Source organism: Streptomyces sp. NPDC002680 (assembly GCF_042889145.1).
Lineage (GTDB): Bacteria > Actinomycetota > Actinomycetes > Streptomycetales > Streptomycetaceae > Streptomyces > Streptomyces adonidis.
In genome coordinates, this window is record NZ_JBIAQP010000008.1 from 413,396 (window position 1) to 432,946 (window position 19,551).

A 19,551-nucleotide genomic window follows, 5' to 3' on the forward strand; every position below is an offset into this window, starting at 1 on the left:
CGCCTACGACCGCACCGCGACCGAACCCTTCACGGTCGCGGACCGTCCCACGTGGTCGGCCGCCGGTGCGGTCAGGGTCCAGCGGTACGTCCCCGTGGGGACCTTCTTGCCGTCTGGGCCGATGCCGTCCCACGTCGCGGAGATCTTGCCTGCCGCCGGACCGCCGGTGAGGGTACGGACGGTCTTTCCGCTGGCGGCGGAGACGATCGTCAGCTTCCAGCTCGCCGCCGGCTTCGACAGGTGCCACACCCCCGTGTACTTGCTGCCCGTCGCACGCAGATCCACGCGGGCGGGGCTGTCGGTCGCGATGACGGCAAGAGGAGAGGTGGTCACCCGCGGCCACTTGACCGTCACATCCCCCGCGTCGGTGAGGTAGGCCAGGGGCCCGCCGAACCGGTCCACGGCCCAGAACCGCCCACGCCGGTCGGCGGGTTCGCCCACCTGGTTCGTCAACGGAGCCAGGTCGCCGGTGCCCACGCGCGCGGCCGGAACCGCGCCGGGGAAGTAGGTGATACTCAGCCTGGCCGCCGCGTCGTTCTGGCTGACGAGGTATCCGTCGGCCAGTTGCGCGTAGCCGGACGGCACCTTGATCACGCGCTTCGTGGTGCGGTCGTAGACACCGGCCTTCTTGGTGGGACCGCAGGACCAGTAGATCCACCGGCCCACGACCTGGATCTCCTCGGGTACGCAGGGGGCGCCCACGGACACGGCGGAGCCGAGCGCCTTCATCGACGGCAGGGACACCGCGGTGACGGTACCGCTCCTGGTGCCCGCGCTCCACAGTTGGCTGCCCCAGAGGGAAGCCGCGTGCCAACGGTCGGTGTGGCTCAGCGCCTTGGTCCCGTCGTAGACGTACTGGAACCGGGAGTCGGGGCGCTGAACGCTGAACCTGCCGGATGCCGTCAGCGTGGGTACGTAGTTGCTCCGGGTGGACCGCACGACGTCGCCTTCCCCGGTGCCGACCAGCCGCAGGCACCGCCCGGTGCACTGCATGTCGTACGCGGGGTCCTCGTCCGCCGGGTGCCATCCGAGGTCGCCGACGTTCCGCGGGGGCGTGGCGTTGAGCGTGCCACTCGCCGTCAGCGACAGGGAGGAGCCGGAAAGATACGTGGTCGCGCGGGAGGCGTCGCTCGGTAGGTGCAGCGTGCCGACCCGGAGCTGTCCCTGGTCGACCGCGACACCGCCCACGTCGTACGTGGTCTGCCGGGGCAGCGGTACGAGTTCGCCGACGACCGGGGTCCCGTCGGCGCCGAGCGTGATGCGCCGAACCGCCCAGTCGTCCGGGCCCGTGCCGCCCACGGTGTAGACGGCGCCGTCCGCACCTGTGACGAGGTGGTTGTCGGACTTCGGCAGCAGGGTGCGGGCCGCGCCGCCCGCGGCAGGCTGGGCCACGATCGCGCCTTCGCCATCGGGGTACAGCGCCCAGTTGCCCAACAACCTCAAATTGACCGTGGAATCCACCTTGAGCGGGGTTCGGGGCCCGTCCGGATGGTCGCGGTCGACGAAGTAGGACCCGAAATCCCCGTTGTAGTCGGCCTCGTACAGAACCGTGGTGGCGCTGAGCGACAGCAGAGTCAACCTGGAGGGGCCCTCGTTGGGCACGACGGTCAGGCGGCGGGTCGCGAAGTCCAGCAGTGTCTGGATGCCGGTCGAGCCTCCGAAGGTGATCGCCGCTCCGCGGGCGTCCAGTTGGACGTGGGTGATGTCCCCCGGCAGGTTGTCAGGGACACCTGACACCGGCCGGTCGACCGGCCGGCCACCGGCCGCGGGGATCTCCAGCAGACGCAGCGCCCACTTGCCGGCTGTCTTCCGCAGCGTCAGCAGGCGGTTCTCGGCGACCACCGTGGTGGCGGTGTCGCCGGCCGGCAGGTCGAACTGCACCACCTTGCCGGTGTCGTAGTTCCGGATCCGGTAGGTGCTGGTGGTGCCGATCCGCTCCAGGCCGAAGCGGCCGTTGACGCCCCACAGGCTGTTGGAGTGAGGGGGGTAGAAAATGACGGGCTGGGGCAGGCCGTTCACGTAGGTACCGTTCGGCCGCTCCCATGTATACAGCGCCGACGGGCTGTTCCCGGTGGCGTAGGACAGGACGCCGGCAGCATCGGCGCTGACCGGTGCCGCCGGCTTCGTCAGCGGTCCCGGTTTCCCCTTGAGGGTGACCGACGGCATCCCCGCGCGGTCCGCGACGGCGGCCCCCGGCCCCGGCCCGCTTCCAGCCTCCGCCGACGGCATCAGCCCCGCCCCGACCGCCAGGACCGTCAACACCAAAACAGCCCCTGAACTGGCCTTCCGCCATCCTTGCTGACGTCTTTCCCGCATCGTGGGCCCCGTTCCCGATCGGTTGGTCACTTGAATCAGACGTGTGATCGCTGAACACCGCAGACGGTGGTCAGCCACCTTGCTGATCAATCTGACGACCGATCCCGGCGAAAAGTTGTACGGGGTCGGCCACGGTCGGCACAGCCGGGCGCGGCCATTGCGGCGACCATGGCATGCTGCGGTGTCAACGCCCGCACGGGCGTTCGGCGTTCGGGTCGCGCAGGCCCGGGCGGGGTGGGGAAGGCGGTCGGATGGGACGCTCTGTCGAGGACGGCCTCCCGCCCGTGCTGCCCAGCCTCGGCGTTCCCCGTTTCGTCGGCCGGGCGGCCGAACTGCACCGGCTGACAGCTGCCTTGGCCCGGCCGCCGGCCGCGGTTCTCGTCGAGGGCGAGGCCGGAATCGGCAAGAGCCGACTCGTGTCGGAGGCGCTGGACGAGCCCGGTGTCGCCGCCCTGCGGCCGCTGGCCGCCATGTGCCCCCCGTTCCGGGAGGCCCTCACCCTGGGGCCGGTCGTCGATGCCGCCCGCGAAGCCCGGCCCGATGTGGCCGAGTTGGCGCTCACGCCCCTCGCCGGGGTGCTGCGCCCGCTGTTCCCCGAGTGGGGGCAGGACCTGCCGCCGGCCCCCGAGGCGCTGTCGGACGCGGGCGCCGCCCGGCACCGGCTCTTCCGCGCACTGGCCGAACTGCTGGACGTCATGGGCGTCGGCGTGCTGGTCCTGGAGGACGTCCACTGGGCCGACGAAGCCACCCTGGACTTCCTGCTGTTCCTCGCCTCCCGTCGGTCCCGCCGGGTGAGCCTGGTGCTGACGTACCGTCCCGAGGACGTGGCGCCGGAGTCCGCGCTGATGCGGCTGATCTCCCGGCCCCCGGCCGGCACCGGGTACGTACGGATCTGTCTTGGCGCGCTGGACGTGCCGCAGACCGCCGAGTTGATGTCGTCGATGCTGGACGGGGAACACGTCTCCGGGACTTTCGCGTCGTTCCTCCAGGAACGGACCGACGGAGTGCCGCTGGCCATTGAGGAGTCGGTGCGGCTGCTGCGCGACCGGGCCGATCTGGTCCGGCGCGACGGCGAGTGGGTGCGCAGGACGCTGGCCGACATCGCCGTGCCGCCCACCATCCGGGACGCCGTCGCCGAGCGCGCCTCGCGCCTCACCCCGGATGCGCAACGCGTGCTGCGGGCCGCCTCCGTACTGGCCGAACCGGTCGGCCCGGCCGTCCTCGCGACGGTGAGCGGGCTCCCGGACAACGTTGCCGAAGGGGCCGTGGACGCCGCCGTACGCAGTGGACTGCTCGGCGAGGACCGGGCCGGCCGGGTCAGTTTCCGGCACGCGCTGGCGGCCCGTGCGGTCTACGACATGACGCCCGCGCCCGACCGCCGGGCCCTGCACCGGGGAGCGGGCCGCTCCCTGCGGGCCATGACGCCGCAGCCGGTCGCCCGGCTCGCCCACCACTACCGGGAGGCGGGGGACACCGGGCGGTGGCGCGAGTACGCGGAACGGACCGCCGACCTCGCCCTGGCCTCCGGGGACCACCGCACCGCCGTAGGACTGCTCCACGAGTTGCTCACCGGGAGCGATCCGCCCGCCGCCTCGATGGCCCGGTGGGCCCAGAAGATGCCGGTCCTGGCCTTCACCGGGCTCGTCGGCCGTGGCGATCTGACCCGCGCGCTGCGCAGGGTGCTGGACGGGGAGGCGCTCGCCCCGCACGAGCGCGCGGCCGTCCGCACCCAACTGGGGCGGATGCTGCTGCACACGGGCGAGTACGCCGCCGCAGCAGCGGAGTTGGAGAGGGCGCTGCCGGATCTGGCCGGCGAACCGTTCCAGGCCGCCTGGGCGATGAACACGCTCGGCAGCCCGCCGAGCACCCTGATGTCCGCCGGGGAGCACCGCCGTTGGCTGGACCGGGCGGCCGACGCGGCCCGGCTGCCGATGACGGCGGACCAACGCCTTGCTCTGGTGGGGGACCGGGCAACTTCCTTGCTGGACATGGGAGATGACGTCGGCTGGGCCGTGGCCGCGGAGCTGCCCGACACCGCGACGACCCCGGAAGGAATGATGCAGCTGGCCCGCGGCGGACTCAACATCGGTAACTCGGCCATGCGTTGGGGGCGCTACGACGAGGCCAGAGCGCTGCTGACGACCGGGCTGGCCAGGGCCGGGGAACACCGGTACCAGCGGCTCCACGACATGATCCGGGTGACGCTGGTGCACCTGGACTGGTTCACCGGCGCCTGGGACGGACTGGCCGAGCGGGCCGCCGCCCTGGCAGGGGTGGAGGAGGAACCCGTGGTCCAGCTGGACGCCCTGCTGATCACGGCCCTGCTGGACCGGGCGGTCGGCGGCGGTGGAACGGCGGATCCCGGCCCCGCGGCGGTGGCCGAAGGCGGGCTCGGGACCGTCGAGGAGCGGCTACGCCAGGTGCTCGACGCGGGGCTGCGGCGGGGCATCGTGGATCTGCCGCTGGAGCCCGCGGCGGCCCTGGCGCGGATCCGGCTCGCCGAGGGGTCGGCCGCCGAGGCGCTGGAGCTGACGGACGGACCGGCCGACGTCGTGGCCCGCAAGAACATCTGGTTATGGGCCACCGAGTTCGCACCGGTGCGGACCGGCGCGCTGCTCGCGGTCGAACGGCCGGACCAGGCACGGCAGTTCGTCGCGGACCTGGCCGAAGGGCTCAGCGGCAGGAACCTGCCGGCAGCGGACGCGGCCCTGGAGACGTGTCGCGGAGTGCTGGCGGAAGGAGAGGGCCGCAGTGTCGAGGCAGCCGCCGCGTTCGGCCGGGCCACCGCCGCCTGGCAGCGCCTGCCCCGGCCGTACGAGGCACTGCTCGCGGCCGAACGCCGGGCCGGCTGTCTGCTGGCAGCGGGGGACAGGGACACCGGACTGGCCGAACTCGCCCGCGCACAGGCCGGGTTCACGGCTCTGGGAGCCCGGACGGACGCCGCCCGGATGCACGACGCGCGCCGTGCGGCCGGGGCGCCGGTACGAGAGGTGTGGCGCGGTGGACGGCGTGGCTACGGCGACCAACTGTCCCCGCGCGAGCTGGAAGTGGTCCGGCTGATGCTCACCGGACTGACCAACCCGGCCATCGCACGGGCACTCTCCCGTTCCCCGAAGACCATCGCCGCGCAGCTGAACTCCGCGATGCGCAAATACGGAGTGACCTCGCGTACCGCACTGGCGGTCAGCCTGACACAGGCCGGAATCACCCCGTCGGCAGGCCACACCACTGGCGCGGGCTCGGAACTTTAGGTCATCCGCCCCATCGCGAGGACACGCGGCGGCCGTCGATACTCAGTGCGCGCAGGGTCCGTAAGCCGTTCCGCACCCCATCTGAGCATGACCGGAAGGGCGTCCGTCCGCCGGAGAGCGACCCGTACAGCGACCCGTACAGCGACCCGTACAGCGACTACGAACCTCTCTGATCCTGGCCCGACCGGGTCCTGAACGCGACGAAAAGGGTGCTCCTTGCTGTCTCCCTTGCTGCCCTCAAGCTTGCTGTCCTCAAGCTTGCTGTTCTCAAGACGTGCGCGCGTACGCGCACCCCTCTCCCTTCTCATAGCCGGCTGTCTCGGCGCCGCGGCTCTCGCCGCGACACCGCCGGCCACCGCCGCCGCGGCCACCCCCGGTTCCTCCAGGGCCTCCGACCTGCTCAACGCCGTGCCGCAGGACAACGTCCCGCAGAACTACGTCCCGGCCGGCTGCAACAACCCGAGCGTCGAGGACGGCGTGGCCCAGTGCTTCGCCGACGTGGTCACCGGCTCCGACCACATCGTCGAGCCGCACGCGAGCGCGCCCCCGTCCCAGGCGCTGGGCCCGGCCGACATCCAGGCGGCCTACGACCTTCCCGCCGGCGGCGAGGGGCGGACGGTGGCGATCGTCGACGCGTACGGCAACTCCCACGCCGAGGCCGACCTGGCCGAGTACCGCAAGCACTACGGGCTGCCCGAGTGCACCACCGCCAACGGCTGCTTCCGCAAGGTCGATCAGCGAGGCGGCACGGACTACCCCGCCGACGACGCGGGCTGGGCACTGGAGACCGCGCTCGACCTCGACGCCGTCTCCGCAGCCTGTCCGGCGTGCGACATCCTTCTTGTGCAGGGTGATTCGGCCAGCCTGGACGACCTGGGCGCCGCGGTCGACACCGCCGTACGCCTGGGCGCCAAGTACGTCTCCAACTCCTACGGTCTCCCCGGCGAGGGCGCCTTCCAGACCGCGTACGACCACCACTACGACCATCCCGGTGTGGCCGTGGTCGCGTCCACCGGCGACACCGGCCATGTCCAGAACTGGCCCGCCACCAACCCCAACGTGGTGGCCGCCGGCGGCACCCGGCTGACCCGCAGCGAGGACACCGAGCGCGGCTGGACGGAGTCCGCCTGGACCTCCGGCGGATCGGGCTGCTCGCTGTACGAGGCCCAGCCCGCCTATCAGAGAGGGCTCGCCACCGGCTGTGACACCCGGGCGACGGCTGACGTCTCCGCGGTCGCCGACCCCGCGACCGGCCTGGCCGTCTACCACACGGTGGGCCAGGACGGCTGGCTGCAGGTCGGCGGCACCAGCCTCTCCGCGCCGCTGATCGCGGCGATGTACGCGCTGGCGGGCACCCCCGTCGAGGACACCTACCCGGTGACCTACCCGTACATCAATGCTTCCGGGCTGACCGATGTGACGACAGGCTCCAACGACGACTGCTCCACCGTGACGTGCACCGCCGGCACCGGCTGGGACGGCCCGACCGGTCTCGGTACCCCGGTCGGCGTGTCCGCGCTGGCCTTCGGCGTCCATGGAACGCTGTCCGGACGAGTCACCGACAGCAGGTCCGGCGCCCCGCTCGCCGGTGCGGCGCTGACCATCTCCGAGGAGGCGGCAGGAGCAGCGACCGGAACAGCAGCAGGAGTAGCGGCAGGCGGTCGGGAGTACCGCGTCACCACCGACGCCGACGGCGCGTACAGCCTCCCCGTGGCTGTGGGCGACTACCGGATCACCGCCACCGACTTCGGCTACCAAGAGAACACCCGCTCCGGGGTGAGCGTCGCCGAGAACCAGAGCACCACCGCCGACCTGGCCCTGGTGAAACTGCGCACCCGCACGGTGTCCGGCACGGTGAAGGACGGCGGCGGGCACGGCTGGCCCCTGTACTCGAAGATCACCATCGACGGCTATCCGAACGGCGCCCTCTACACCGACCCCTACACCGGCAAGTACAGCGTGGAACTTCCGGAGAAGGCCACGTACGACGTCCATGTGGCCCCGGTCTACCCCGGCTACCGGAGCACGGACCTGAGCGTCCCGGTGGGCACGGCCGACGTACGTACCGACGTGGCCCCGGGCGTGGACCTGAAGGCCTGCGTCGCGCCCGGCCAGGCCTACCCGGCCGGGGCCGACTTCGAAGGGTGGACCGGCACCACGCCGGAGCACGGCTGGACGGTCGTGGACCACGGGACGAGCGGCGCCGCCTGGGACTTCGCCGACAGCCTGCTGGCCAACTACACGGGCGGGACCGGGAACTGGGCCACCGCCGACCCCTGGGGCCGGGGCGGTGTCCACGAGGACACCGAACTCGTCTCGCCCGTCTTCAGCCTGGCAGGCCAGAACTCACCCGTTCTCGGCTTCGACGCCCTCTACGCCCCCAGCAAGGACTCGGTGGCCGACGTCGACCTCAGCCTCGACTCGGGTGCGACGTGGACCACGGTGTGGCACCGGGACACGGCCGAGTACCTGGGCCACGTCGAGGTTCCCCTGCCCCGGGCGGCGAACGCGAAGCACGTGAAGGTGCGCTTCCACTACTCCGGCAGCGGCCTGTCGATCTGGCAGCTCGACACGGTCACCGTCGGCTCCTGCGCGGCCGTGAGCGGAGGCATCGTCGCCGGAAAGGTCGTCGACGGCAACACCGGCGACACCGTCACGCCCGCCACCGTCACCGACACCGCGGACAAGTACGCGACGGCGACCACCGTGGCGACCCCCGACGACCTGGCGCTGGCCGACGGCTACTACTGGCTGTTCAGCGAGCCCACCGGACGTCACACGTACCGGACGGCCGCCGCCCGCTACACCACCTCGACCGGCACCCTCACCACGCGGCCGGACAAGATCAACCGGTTCGACCGCACGCTCAAGGCGGGCCGCCTGGCGGTGAGTTCGGACGCCCTCTCCGTCAGCGAGACGCTCGGCGGATCAGGCAGCAAGAAGGTCACCTTCACCAACAGGGGACAGGCGCCGCTGCACGTCAACCTCGGTGAGCAGAGCACCGGTTACACCTCACCGGACGGCACACCCACGACCACGTCGGACTCCTCGGCAGGCGCTCCGACACTGCGCGTCAGGGGCAACTACACACCAGGACCGATGAGTTCCACCTCCACGACCACGGCATCGGCATCAGGATCGGCAGCGGGATCGACCGGCCCCTGGACCGGCATCGCCGACTACCCCGAGCCCGTCATGGACAACGCGGTGGGCACCTACCAGGGCAAGGTCTACTCCGTCGCCGGAGTCTCCGGAATCTTCAACGGGCAGTACCTCACCCACAGTTATGTGCACGACCCGTCCACCGACGCCTGGACGCCCATCGCGGACCTCCCCGAGGCCCTGGAGTCACCCGGCGGGGCGTTCATCAACGGGACCATGTACGTCGCCGGCGGCTGGGCCGGGGACCATGCCAGCGCCTCGCTCTACGCGTACCACCCCACCACCGACACCTGGACCCGCCTCACGGATCTGCCCCAGGCGGTCGGCATGCCCAATGTGACCGTCCTCGACGGCAGCCTGTACGTCATCGGAGGCTGCACCGGATCCGGCTGTACGGACATGGTCAGCACCGTCTACCGCTACACTCCGGCCACCGACACCTGGACCCGTCGCGCCGACTACCCGTTCCCCGTGGAACGCGCGGCCTGCACCGGCATCACCGGTGAACTGGTCTGCGCCGGGGGCATCAATCGCAGCGAGGCCAACGGACAGACCTACCGTTACAGCCCCTCCGCCGACACCTGGACCCGCGCGGCCGACATGCCCGACACACGCTGGGGCGCCATCGCGAGTGGGAACGACGGCAAACTCCAGGCTGTCGGCGGCATCGCCGGACGGGACGCGGTCAACACCGTCGTCGAGTACGACCCGGTGTCCAACACCTGGTCCGACCTGCCCAACGCCTCCTCCGCCGTCTTCCGGGCCGGCGGCGGCTGCGGGATCTACCGCGTCGGCGGCTTGATCTCGCTCGCCGACACCGCCTCCTCGGCCGAGGTCCTGCCCGGGCACGACCAGTGCGACGGCGACGACGTCACCTGGCTGTCGACGGACAGGACCTCGTTCGACCTCGCCCCCGGCCGTTCCACCACGGTCACCGTCCGCGCGGACGCCTCCGCCGTCGCCACGGCCGGCACCTACACCGCGCGGCTCACCTACAGCACTGACGCCCCCTACGCCGGAGCATCGGTCAAGGTCAGCCTCAAGGTCACGATCCCGCGGACCTGGGGCCATCTCTCCGGAACGATCACCGACAGACACACGGGAGCGCCGCTCGCCGGGGCCACCGTCCTGATCTGCCCGGCGGCGCACGCCGGACCGACCGGCTGCGCCCGCCTCGCCCACACCGTACGCACCGACTCGAACGGCCACTACGACCTCTGGCTGGACGCCCGCCAGAGCCCACTGCGAATCACGGCCTCGGCCACCGCCCACCGCCCGTCAGCCAAGGAGGTGCCCCTGCAGCCGGGCCACGCCACGACGGCCGACCTGCAACTGACCGCGACTTGACCGTTCTGGAGACCGAGCCGGAGCGAGTCCTGTTGCCAGGTCGCATGCTCGACCGACCTCAGGCCGAGCAACTGGTCGCGGAACCGTCGGCCGTGGCGGTGACGGCGACGCGATAGCCCGCCCCGGAGTTAAATTCGGGCCCGGGCTCGCGCTCCTCCGTGTCGAGGATCTCCTCGGTAAGGAAGTAGACGTCCAGCGTCGTCGAGGTGTCCGCCGCGCCCCGGGTGAAGCACAGGCTCGTGGGCCGGTCCTCCTTCGCGGACGGGCGGGTCGACTGGGACAGCTTCCAGCCCTCGCGTTCCGCTGCCGCCCGGTAGTGCCGGGTCACGTCGGCCCTGTCGCCGTCGCCGGGGAAGACGTACGTCCGCTCGGCGTACAGCCATGCCTCGCCGCTGTCCTCCCAGCAGCCGGAGTCGAGGTCCTCGAAGCCCTGGGGGACGGCTGCCCCTTGGGGGAGCGAGTCGAGAATGCCGTACGACCTCAGCTTGTCGAGCCTGCTCTCGGTGCCCTCGCAGCCCGAGGCGGACACGGCGTCCGACAGGGGCCGGCAGCCGGTGAGTGCTCCGGTCGCCAACGCGGCCGTCAGGAGGGGAGTGATGATGCACCAGCCGGTTTTCTTACGGCGCGTCAAGCCGGGTCCTCCGGTCGAAATTGGGACAGCGCCCGGAGCCGGTACTCCTTCGGCGAGACGCCGTACGCGGCGCGGAACGCGCGGGTGAGGTCTGCGGCTCGGGGGAAGTTCCAGTGGGCCGCGATCACGTGGATCGGGGTGCTGCGGAGGGCCGGGTTCGCCAGGTCCCGGCGTACGCCTTCCAGTCGTTGGCCGCGTATCCACGCCGCTACCGTCTCGCCCTGCGTCTGCTGTTGCTGGAAGACGCGGTGCAGGTAGCTGACGGAGATGTGGTGTGCGGCGGCGATCGTGGGGGGCGTCAGTTCCGGGTCGTGCAGGTTCTGCTGGACGAACGCGCGGATGCGTTCCGTCAGGGCCTGTTGGCGGGTCTCCGGGGGCAAGGCTGCCTCCGCGTCCAGGAGTTGGGCGAGCCAGGCTGTCAGGAGATCCTGGACGACCCTGCCCAGGCGGGGCGCGTCGGCGGGCTGGAGGGTGTCGGCCTGGCGGTGCAGGCCGGTGAGGTGGTCGGCGAGCAGGGCGCCGATTCCCTCGTGGCCCGGCAGACGCCGGTTCAGCAACTCCCGTACCCGGTGCGGCGGGAGAGGCAGCAGGGCTTTGGGGATGTCCAGGCCTATGCCTCTGACGACCCTGCGTTCGCGGTCGTCCGCCGGGCGGAAGTCGTACGGGCGCGAGCTGTCGACGATGTGCAGGTCGCCGGGGGCGAACCCGGTGGTCCGGCCCGCGTGGTCCAGGGCCATTCCGTCGTCCAGCATCAGCGTCAGGTGGTACAGCTCCCGGTCGCTCTGGCGCACCATGCGTGTGCTGCGCCGGAACCTCGTCGGCAGGAACGACACCTTCATCACCGTCGCCGGGCCCAGCTCCAACAGCCGTAACTCTCCCCAGAATTCGGCCGCGTGGGTGCTGATGAAATCGTTCGAGCGCGTACGGGCGATCAGTTCCCGCCAGTGGTCGAACCTGTCCGCCGCGGGCACGTCCTCGCTGCGGAACACCGTCCCGATCATCCCGTGCCCGCCCCGAACCGCCATCGGCCCTCGGAGACGACGTCCACCTTGCCGTCGGTGACGCGGACCGCTGTGTCGTCGTCGATGAAGTAGACCGGGAAGTCCGCGCGCTCGATGATGCGGTCGGCCCAGGCGTCGTCGCGTTCCGGGAAGTCCGGCGAGTACAGGTGCGGCTTCAGATACCAGTCGTAGAGGCCGAACGGCGGCTCCACCGTCGTCGCGCCGAGCACGTGCAGGTCCGCGGTGTCCCCGATGACGTCGGCGGAGTGTGCGGTGAGGTTCCGGCTGAAGATCATCGATCCGGCGCTCAGTCCGACGTAGACCCGGCTCTCCAGCAGCTCCAGGAAGTCCTCCGCCAGACCGTTGCCGGTGATGCTGCGCGCCAGGTGGTAGTGGTTTCCGCCGCTGACGTAGATGACGTCGGCGTGTGCCAGCCGGTCGCGCACCAGTCGCCGGGGCAGGCCGTTCAGTTCCAGGATGTCGAACTCCCGCCAGCCGAGCGTGTGCAGGCGGTTCATGTCCGCGATCAGCCAACCGTGGTCACCGGGCTCGGCGACGGATGCCGTGGGCACGTAGACGATGTTCGCCGACGCGAACGGCTTTCCCAGCAGGTCTCGCAGCGCGTCCCGCAGTGTCGCGTTGCGCAGGCCGCTCGCCGTCAGCAGAAGGTTCACCGGGGGAGCCAATCACGGCTGCCGGGCGCCCGCAACGCATCGGCCGGCAGCCACCGCGCGCGTACGACCGGCTACGACGCCGTCGTGCTGTCCGGTGTCGCCGTGGGCTCCGCGATGCTCTCCGGCACGCTCTCCGTCGGCTCGGTCCCCGCCGGGCTCGCGTCCGTCGAGGCCGCCGGAGTCGGCACCGGTGTCTGCTCGGGCGGGGCGAGGGACGCCCCGGAGGGGTCGTCGGAGGGGACAGCCGTCGCGGGTTCGGGGGAGGCCGAGGCGGAGGCGGAGGCGGAGGGCGACGGCGTGGGGGCGGTGGTGCCGTCGGTGACGGGGGGTGTTGCCGGGACCGTCGAGACAGGTGGGGCCATGGGGGGAGTGGGGGAGCGGGGGGACTCCCCTGACGCCATCAGGTTGAGGGGGAGCACGATCAGCGCGGCGATGGCGCAGGCCGCGCCCACTCCGGCCGCCGTACGGGTCCGGCGGCGCCGGGTCGCGGTGCGGCGGATCTCCTCGTAGCGGCCCGGGGGTGCGCCCAGATAGGTGGGGGTGGGGCCGAGGAGGACCAGGAGGGGGTCGTCCGGGGCGTGCTCGGGGCTGGTCGGGTCGAACGGTCCGGATTCCGGGTCTTCTTCGTCGTCAAAGCGTGTGGTCAAGGCTTTTCCTCAGGTGGGCGCGGAGCAGTTCTCGGGCCGCGTGGAGGTCGGCCTTGATGGTTCCTTCCTTGCGTCCGGTCAGCGCGGACACGTCCCGGATCGGCATGTCAGCGTAGTAGTGCAGGAGGATCGGGACGCGGAGTCGTTCCGGCAGCGACTGGACCAGCATGCGGATGGACGGGTCCGCCGGGTCGGTGTGCGTGAGCAGGGCGGCTTCCGTGGTCACGTGGCGCATCGCCTTGCGCTCGCGTTCCATCTTGCGCCAGTGGTCCCGGACGATGTTGGCCGCCGTCACATAGAGGAAGCCGCGCGGCTCCTCCACCGACGTCCAGCGCGCCCACAGGCGGGTGAACGCCTCCGAGGCGATCTCGTGGGCCGTCTCGTCGTCGTCGACGAGTCGGCGGACCCAGCCGGCCAGGCGCGGGTAGAGGGCGGCGAACAGCTCGGACGCTGCCTTGTCGCGGGACCGTTTCAACGCTCTCCATGGTGCTGTCAGACCTGTTGCCACCGGCGTCACACTCGTCACACTCGTGGCACTCGTGGCCCTCGTGGGGGAGGACGGCGGGCCGGCGGCGTACGTTCCGCCGGACCGCCGTTCTGTTTTCTGCGCGGATACGCTCACGGGCTCGTCGACGACGTCAGCGCGGCGAAGACGATCACGTTGTCGAGGTAGCCGTTCTCGTCCCGCGGGCCGCCGCAGGTGATGAGCCGGAGCTCGGGGCGGTCCACGTTCCCGTAGACGTCGTCCGCCGGGAAGTCGGCCTTGGCGACCGTCCGCAGGGACGTCACCGTGAACTCCGTCTCCGTGCCGTTCTCCAGGCGCGCCACGATCTTCTCGCCCCGGCGCAGCCGCCCGAGGTCGTGGAAGACACCGTCCCCGTACGAGCCGACCGTCACATGCCCGAGGATCACCGACGGGCCGGTCTGTCCCGGCGTCGCCGACTGTTCGTACCAGCCCGCCTGGTCGTGATCGGTGACCGGCGGCACCTGCACGGTGCGGTCCGGGGCCAGCCCCAGCCGCATGACCGGGGTGTCGACCCCGATGGCGGGGATCCGCAGCCGGACCGGGGCCGAACGGCCCACCGCCCGCACCGACTTGGCGGAGGTGTTCGTGGAGGACGAGGCCGACGGCGGCGGGGTGGTACCGGGGTGCGCGGTCCCGGTGGTCCGTACGCCCTCGCCGTCGGAGGAACAGCCCACGAGCAGAGCGGCCGCGGCAGCCGTGGCCGCCGTGCCGAAGGCGCGCCTGGAGAGCACGGTCACGCCCCGGTCGCCTGCCGACGGCGTACGACGAACACGGCCGCGCCACCCAGGGCGAACGCGGCGGCGACGCCTCCGCCGATCAGCGTGCCCGGCGTGCCGGAGTCCGACGAGGCCGGCGTCACACCGGTGTTCGGGGCGCCATTCGGCACCTCGGCGACCTGGGCCGGCTCCTGGTTGGGGTCGGTGGTGGGCGCCTCGCTGGGCACCGGGCTGGCTTCGTCGGCCGGCGCCTGGGTCGGCTCGGCGCTCGGGACCGGGGTGGCCTCGGTCGGCGCGGTGCTGGGCACCGGGGTCGCGGTGTCGTCGGCGAACGCGGGCGCGGTGCCCGCCAGTACGGCGGTGGCCGCGAGTGCCACGGCGCTGAGGACAGTACGGCGCACGGTACGGCGCATGGATTCGCTCTCTTTCGTCGGTCCGCCCGGAAGTGACGGATCGTGCGAAGAGACGAGGCAGCCGGGGAGCGGGTTGTAAAGAGCTGGCAAAGTCGCCGGGGTCTCGGTGAGGCCCGCGTCCACGTCCACTGACCGGCACCGGACAGGTCGCCCGGCCGCTATCCGCCCGGGGTCACGAGCCCCGACTCGTACGCCACCACCACGGCCTGTGCCCTGCTGCCCAGGTCGAGTTTGGTCATCGTGCGGTTGAGGTGGGTCTTGACGGTCGCCTCGCTGATGTAGAGGCGCTCGGCGATCTCCAGGTTGGACAGGCCGCGTGCGATCAGTTTCAGGACCTCCAGTTCGCGGGCGGTCAACGCCTGGAGATCGGGGGGCTGTTCGCAGGCGGTCTGCCGGGCGTACGCCTCCACCAGGCGGCGGGTGACGCTGGGTGCGAAGAGCGCGTCGCCACCGGCGATCGCGGCCACGGCGGCCAGCAGCCGTTCCGGGCCGGAGTCCTTGAGCAGAAACCCGCAGGCTCCGGCGCGCAGCGCTCCGTACACGTACTCGTCGAGGTCGAAGGTGGTCAGCATCAGGATCCGGGGCGGTGGGTCGCCGGCCTCGGCGAGGATGCGTTCGGTGGCCTCGATGCCGTTCATGCCGGGCATCCGCACATCCATCAGGATCACCTCGGGGGCGGTCCGGGCGGCCAGGAACACGCCCTCCGCGCCGTCGCTCGCCTCGCCGACCACCTCGATGCCGGGTGCGGCACGCAGCAGCCCCACCAGGCCGGCCCGGATGAGGAACTGGTCGTCCACGACGAGCACGGTGGTCATGCAGTGGTGGTCATGTAGTGGTGTCGTCCCCCTGCTGTGCGGCCCGCGCCGAGGTCGGCAGGATCAGCCGTACGGCGAAGCCACCTTGGTCCTGCGGGCCGATGTCGATCTCCCCGCCGTAGAGCTTGGCCCGCTCCCGCATACCGAGCAAGCCGTGTCCGCCACCGGTTCGTACTCTGGCCGGAATCACCCCCTCTCCGTCGTCCGTGACCGAAACCGTCACCTGGTGCGGCTCATACCTCAGCCGTACCTGCGCACTCGCGCCGGGCGCGTGCTTGAGGACGTTGGTGAGTGCCTCCTGCACCACCCGGTAGGCGCACAGTTCGACGCCGGGCGCCAGGGGACGCTCGGTGCCCTCGACGGTCAGGGCGACCCGGGTCCCGCCGGCGCGGACGCGTTCGGTCATCTCGCCGAGGCGGGCCAGGCCCGGCATCGGGCCCGCGGGGGCGCCGTCGTCGGCGGCGCGCAGCACCATGAGCATGCGGCGCAGCTCTTCGAGGGCCTCCTTGCCGGTGGCTTCTATCGTGTCGAGGGCGGTACGCGTGGTCTGGCGGTCGGTGTCGAAGACGAACCGGGCGAGACCGGTCTGCACGGAGATCACGGAGATGTGGTGGGCGACCACGTCGTGCAGTTCGCGGGCGATCCGGCCGCGTTCCTCGGCCACCTCGCGCCGGGCCCGTTCGGCCTGTTCCCGGCGCAGCTGCCGGGTCAGTTCGGCCGCGCGGCGGGCGAGGGCGCCGAAGCGCCACAGGATCGTGGGGTAGACCACGGCCTGCGCGACGACGGCCGGCCAGCCGTCGGTGTAGCTCACCGCGCCCGCGTAGATCCAGGTCGCGCCCATCAGCGCGGCACAGGCGACGGAGACGCGCGGCCCTCGCACGGAGGCGACGGTGTAGACGCCGAGCATGGGTCCGAAGCTGCACACCACGGGCCAGTAGCCGGCGGTGATGTACACCAGCCAGATCGCGTGCACGAGGCAGCAGACGACGACAGGGGCCCGGCCACGCAGGACGAGCGGCAGGTGGACCAGTACGACCAGCGCGTAGGCGGTCGCGTCGAGCGGATTCTGCCCCTGCCGCGCGGCCTCCGGCCCCAGCAGTAGGGCCACACCGGTCAGCGCCGCCACGATCAGCGCGTCGACGGCAAGGGGGCGGATCCGCATCGCAGCAGCGTAGGGCCAGACCCGGCGGATGGCGTCAACCTTCGGCGGTACCGCGGAAGTCGCAGGAACCGTGTTGCTACCACGCCGGGTCGGCCCGGAGTGCCAACCAGCGTGGGACGACCCGCACGAGGCCCGCCCATAGCGTCTTGGACCAGCATCCGTTCCATGAAGGGAACGCAAATGAAGGGAACACCCATGTCCGTACGCAGAGCCCTCGCAGTCGCCGCCACGACGGCCGCCCTGCTCGGCGGCGGTCTGGTCGCCGCCGCGCCCGCCGGTGCCGCCGCGGCAGCGATATGCGACGGCTGGGGAGCCACCGGCACCCCGGGTGACATCGCCGGGGCGTACGCGCACGGGACGACGTGCCTGATCACATCCGGCGACGCTGCCGGCCGGGTGGATGTTCGGACGTATCTCAAGGACACCGCCAAGGACGGCATGTCGGCCTGCGTGCAGATCCACGCCACCTACGCGGACGGCAATTCCCGCGACGAGTGGTTCTACAACTACGGCGGAGTCGGCGCCGAGTGGGACGTGTTCCACACCTTCGCATCGAGCGTGCGGCAGATCTGGGTCCGCGAAGGCAGGGGCACGGGGGGTGTCTGCACGGTCATGGCCGGCGGTGTGCACGTCATCTACGCCAACTGAAGCCGGCGTACGGATTCGCGCGACGAACTCAGCTCGTGCCGTCCCTCAACTCTGTGAGGAACGGGACCAGTTCCGCGTTGACCTCCTCCGGCCGCTCCTGCTGCGTCCAGTGGCCGCAGCCCTCCAACACCACCGGCGGGCGCCGCAGGTTCGGCATCAACTCCGGGAGCCGCTCGATGAGTTGGGGTGTGCCCGGGAACGCCGGCACCAGGTCCTTGTCGCCGTACACGTACAGCGCGGGCGTGGTGACCACCGCCCCGTGCCAGGCCGCCGTCAGCTCCCAGTTGCGGTCGATGTTGCGGTACCAGTCGAGGGCGCCGGTGAAGCTGCCCGCGAAGCTGTCGGTGAGGTGGTCGAGGTCCGCCTCCGTGAGCCAGGCCGGGAGTCGCTCCGGGTCGGGCATCGTGTCCAGCCAGCCCTGGCCGGGCTCGACCAGCGGCTGCTTGCCGGTGCCCGCGTCGGGGCCGTCGCCGGAGAAGGCGTACAGGCACTTGCGGAGGGCGGTGCGCGGGTCGCGGGCCAGTTCGGCGTCGGCGGCCCCGGGGCGGTTGATGTAGTTCCAGTAGAAACGGCCGCCGAACATCGCCTCCATCACGCCCAGGGGCGGGCGGTCGCCCCGGAACGGCGGCGGCACGCTCAGACCCGCCACCCCGCGCACGACGTCAGGGCGCAGCAGCGCGGTGTGCCAGGCCACGGGCGCGCCCCAGTCGTGCCCGACGACGTACGCCGTCTCCTCACCGAGCGCGTGGATCAGCCCGACCACGTCTCCGACCAGGTGCAGGACGCTGTACGAGGACACGTCCTCGGGGCGGTCGCTGCCGCCGTATCCGCGCTGGTCGGGGGCGACGACCCGGAAACCGGCGGCGGCCAGCGGGCCGAACTGGTGGCGCCAGGAGTGCCAGGACTCGGGGAAACCGTGCAGCAGGACGACCAGCGGGCCCTCGCCGGCCTCCGCGATGTGCAGCTGGATGCCGTTCACGTCCACCATGCGGTGCTCGACCGCTGTGCGGTTCACTACGTGGTTCTCAGCCATGATGCAAAGGGTATGCGTTGCTATCGCAACCGGAAATCCGGGGTCCGGGCGGCGAACAGTTCCGCCTGCCGCTCCCCCGGGAGGTTGCCCAGTCGCACCAGGTGCGGGGCGTAGGCGAGGGCATGCGCACGGGCCGCCTCCTTCGCCGCCCACACCGCCCGAACCGTCCCCTGCACCCCCTCCGGCGGATACGACGCGATGACCCGGGCGCACTCCACCGCTGCCGCCAACACCCCACCGGGCGCGGTGACTTCACTGACCAGGCCGATCTCGTACGCCCGCGCCGCCGACACCCGCTCCGCGGTCCCCATCAGCGCCATCCGCGCGATCTCCCCGTACGGCATCCGCTGCGCCATGCCCATCGTCTCGTACGCGCTGACCATGCCGTACGTGGTGTGCGGATCGAAGAAGGTCGCGGCCGGGTCGGCGACGACGAACTCCGACTCCGCGAGGAGATAGAAGGCGCCGCCGCAGGCCATACCGTTCACCGCCGCGATCACCGGCTTCCAGAGGTCGTTGGCCTTCGGCCCGATCCTCTCCAGCGGATCGTCCACCATGTAGGGGGAGTTGGGCTGCGGGACGATCGCGGTGCGGTCGAGCCCGGTGCAGAAGGCGCGCGGGCCTGCGCCCGTCAGGACCACCGCCCGTACGGTGTCGTCGAAGCGCAACTCCCGCCAGGTGGCGGCCAGTTCGGCGGCGGTGGCGAGGTCGATGGCGTTGAGCTTCCGCGGCCGGTCGAGGGTGAGGACGGCGACTCCGGTGTCCTTGTCGGCCGACAGACTCAGGCTGCTCACGGGCGCTCCAGGACCCACTGCGGAAGCCCGGCTCGCGTGAATACCACCTGCACCCGCGCCCCGATGCGAATCCGGTCGGGGGGAAGGGAGTTGAGGGGCGCGTCGGGGCCCGTGACCAGATTGCCGACCAGCCGGATACGCGGCGCGTCCGCCAGCTCGACCACGATCACGTTGTACGGGGCCAGCTCGGCGTAGTCCGGGAGGAGCGGCGGATGCGGGACGACGTACGACCAGACGCGTCCGCGTCCGCTGACCTGGCGCCACTCGCTCGCGAAGGACTGGCAGTGGGGGCAGCAGGGGCGGGGCGGGAAGCGGGGTTCGGCGCAGTCGGCGCAGGTCTGGACGCGGAGTTCGCCCTGGGCGGCGTACCCCCAGAAGGGGGCGCCGTCTTCGTCGACGACCGGTGTCAGCATCT

General features: G+C 71.5%; 16 protein-coding genes. 3 read left to right on the forward strand and 13 right to left on the reverse strand.

Annotated elements, in window-relative coordinates; all coding sequences use genetic code 11:
- Window positions 1-3: 3 nt before the first annotated feature.
- Entirely contained in the window at window positions 4-2,262 is a 2,259-nt protein-coding gene (locus ACFYXF_RS23215; RefSeq protein ID WP_389351888.1) for a FlgD immunoglobulin-like domain containing protein, read from the reverse strand.
- A gap of 305 nt (window positions 2,263-2,567) precedes the next feature.
- Between ACFYXF_RS23215 and ACFYXF_RS23220 the strand changes: the two genes are divergently transcribed.
- Window positions 2,568-5,567 carry a helix-turn-helix transcriptional regulator gene (locus ACFYXF_RS23220; RefSeq protein ID WP_389351890.1) on the forward strand — a complete coding sequence of 1,000 codons (3,000 nt, stop codon included), beginning with the start codon at window positions 2,568-2,570 and terminating at the stop codon, window positions 5,565-5,567.
- A gap of 258 nt (window positions 5,568-5,825) precedes the next feature.
- A complete protein-coding gene (locus ACFYXF_RS23225) occupies window positions 5,826-10,076 on the forward strand; it encodes a carboxypeptidase regulatory-like domain-containing protein (protein WP_389351892.1) in 4,251 nt (1,416 codons plus the stop codon).
- Window positions 10,077-10,134: 58 nt separating this feature from the next.
- Here the strand turns inward: ACFYXF_RS23225 and ACFYXF_RS23230 are convergent, their stop codons facing one another.
- From ACFYXF_RS23230 to ACFYXF_RS23270, 9 genes are all read right to left on the reverse strand, one after another.
- Window positions 10,135-10,707, reverse strand: a complete 573-nt coding sequence (locus ACFYXF_RS23230; RefSeq protein WP_389351894.1) for a hypothetical protein — start codon at window positions 10,705-10,707, stop codon at window positions 10,135-10,137.
- Window positions 10,704-11,708, reverse strand: a complete 1,005-nt coding sequence (locus ACFYXF_RS23235; RefSeq protein WP_389351896.1) for a helix-turn-helix domain-containing protein — start codon at window positions 11,706-11,708, stop codon at window positions 10,704-10,706. The genes ACFYXF_RS23230 and ACFYXF_RS23235 overlap by 4 nt, the downstream gene beginning before the upstream one ends.
- The gene (locus ACFYXF_RS23240; RefSeq protein WP_389351898.1) at window positions 11,705-12,382 is read right to left on the reverse strand and encodes a Type 1 glutamine amidotransferase-like domain-containing protein; all 678 of its coding nucleotides are present in this window, start codon (window positions 12,380-12,382) and stop codon (window positions 11,705-11,707) included. The genes ACFYXF_RS23235 and ACFYXF_RS23240 overlap by 4 nt, the downstream gene beginning before the upstream one ends.
- Before the next feature lie 71 nt (window positions 12,383-12,453).
- Window positions 12,454-13,029 carry a hypothetical protein gene (locus tag ACFYXF_RS23245; protein WP_389351900.1) on the reverse strand — a complete coding sequence of 192 codons (576 nt, stop codon included), beginning with the start codon at window positions 13,027-13,029 and terminating at the stop codon, window positions 12,454-12,456.
- Window positions 13,013-13,504, reverse strand: coding sequence for an RNA polymerase sigma factor (locus tag ACFYXF_RS23250; protein ID WP_235477602.1), 492 nt, complete (start codon window positions 13,502-13,504; stop codon window positions 13,013-13,015). Before ACFYXF_RS23250 ends, ACFYXF_RS23245 begins: the two co-directional genes overlap by 17 nt.
- 143 nt (window positions 13,505-13,647) lie before the next feature.
- Complete coding sequence (locus tag ACFYXF_RS23255; RefSeq protein ID WP_389351902.1) at window positions 13,648-14,292, reverse strand: class F sortase; 645 nt, start codon at window positions 14,290-14,292, stop codon at window positions 13,648-13,650.
- Entirely contained in the window at window positions 14,289-14,672 is a 384-nt protein-coding gene (locus ACFYXF_RS23260; protein ID WP_389351993.1) for a sortase-dependent protein, read from the reverse strand. The genes ACFYXF_RS23255 and ACFYXF_RS23260 overlap by 4 nt, the downstream gene beginning before the upstream one ends.
- 170 nt (window positions 14,673-14,842) lie before the next feature.
- The gene (locus tag ACFYXF_RS23265) at window positions 14,843-15,499 is read right to left on the reverse strand and encodes a response regulator (RefSeq protein ID WP_389351903.1); all 657 of its coding nucleotides are present in this window, start codon (window positions 15,497-15,499) and stop codon (window positions 14,843-14,845) included.
- Window positions 15,500-15,509: 10 nt separating this feature from the next.
- Complete coding sequence (locus ACFYXF_RS23270) at window positions 15,510-16,661, reverse strand: sensor histidine kinase (protein WP_389351905.1); 1,152 nt, start codon at window positions 16,659-16,661, stop codon at window positions 15,510-15,512.
- Window positions 16,662-16,856: 195 nt separating this feature from the next.
- On the opposite strand from ACFYXF_RS23270, the gene ACFYXF_RS23275 reads away from it, so the two are divergent.
- Window positions 16,857-17,309, forward strand: a complete 453-nt coding sequence (locus ACFYXF_RS23275; protein ID WP_389351907.1) for a hypothetical protein — start codon at window positions 16,857-16,859, stop codon at window positions 17,307-17,309.
- A gap of 28 nt (window positions 17,310-17,337) precedes the next feature.
- On the opposite strand, the gene ACFYXF_RS23280 is transcribed toward ACFYXF_RS23275, so the two are convergent.
- From ACFYXF_RS23280 to ACFYXF_RS23290, 3 genes are all read right to left on the reverse strand, one after another.
- Window positions 17,338-18,297, reverse strand: a complete 960-nt coding sequence (locus ACFYXF_RS23280) for an alpha/beta fold hydrolase (RefSeq protein ID WP_389351994.1) — start codon at window positions 18,295-18,297, stop codon at window positions 17,338-17,340.
- 65 nt (window positions 18,298-18,362) lie between these two features.
- Entirely contained in the window at window positions 18,363-19,136 is a 774-nt protein-coding gene (locus ACFYXF_RS23285; protein ID WP_389351909.1) for an enoyl-CoA hydratase/isomerase family protein, read from the reverse strand.
- The gene (locus tag ACFYXF_RS23290; protein ID WP_389351910.1) at window positions 19,133-19,549 is read right to left on the reverse strand and encodes a Zn-ribbon domain-containing OB-fold protein; all 417 of its coding nucleotides are present in this window, start codon (window positions 19,547-19,549) and stop codon (window positions 19,133-19,135) included. The genes ACFYXF_RS23285 and ACFYXF_RS23290 overlap by 4 nt, the downstream gene beginning before the upstream one ends.
- Window positions 19,550-19,551: the final 2 nt, after the last annotated feature.

Excerpts from the sequence above, each read along its gene's own strand:
- ACFYXF_RS23290 (WP_389351910.1), bottom strand. The coding sequence starts at position 19,549 with ATGCTGACACCGGTCGTCGACGAAGACGGCGCCCCCTTCTGGGGGTAC.
- ACFYXF_RS23235 (WP_389351896.1), bottom strand. The coding sequence starts at position 11,708 with ATGATCGGGACGGTGTTCCGCAGCGAGGACGTGCCCGCGGCGGACAGG.
- ACFYXF_RS23265 (WP_389351903.1), bottom strand. The coding sequence starts at position 15,499 with ATGACCACCGTGCTCGTCGTGGACGACCAGTTCCTCATCCGGGCCGGC.
- ACFYXF_RS23280 (WP_389351994.1), bottom strand. The coding sequence starts at position 18,297 with ATGGTGGACGTGAACGGCATCCAGCTGCACATCGCGGAGGCCGGCGAG.
- ACFYXF_RS23270 (WP_389351905.1), bottom strand. The coding sequence starts at position 16,661 with ATGCGGATCCGCCCCCTTGCCGTCGACGCGCTGATCGTGGCGGCGCTG.
- ACFYXF_RS23275 (WP_389351907.1), top strand. The coding sequence starts at position 16,857 with ATGTCCGTACGCAGAGCCCTCGCAGTCGCCGCCACGACGGCCGCCCTG.
- ACFYXF_RS23220 (WP_389351890.1), top strand. The coding sequence starts at position 2,568 with ATGGGACGCTCTGTCGAGGACGGCCTCCCGCCCGTGCTGCCCAGCCTC.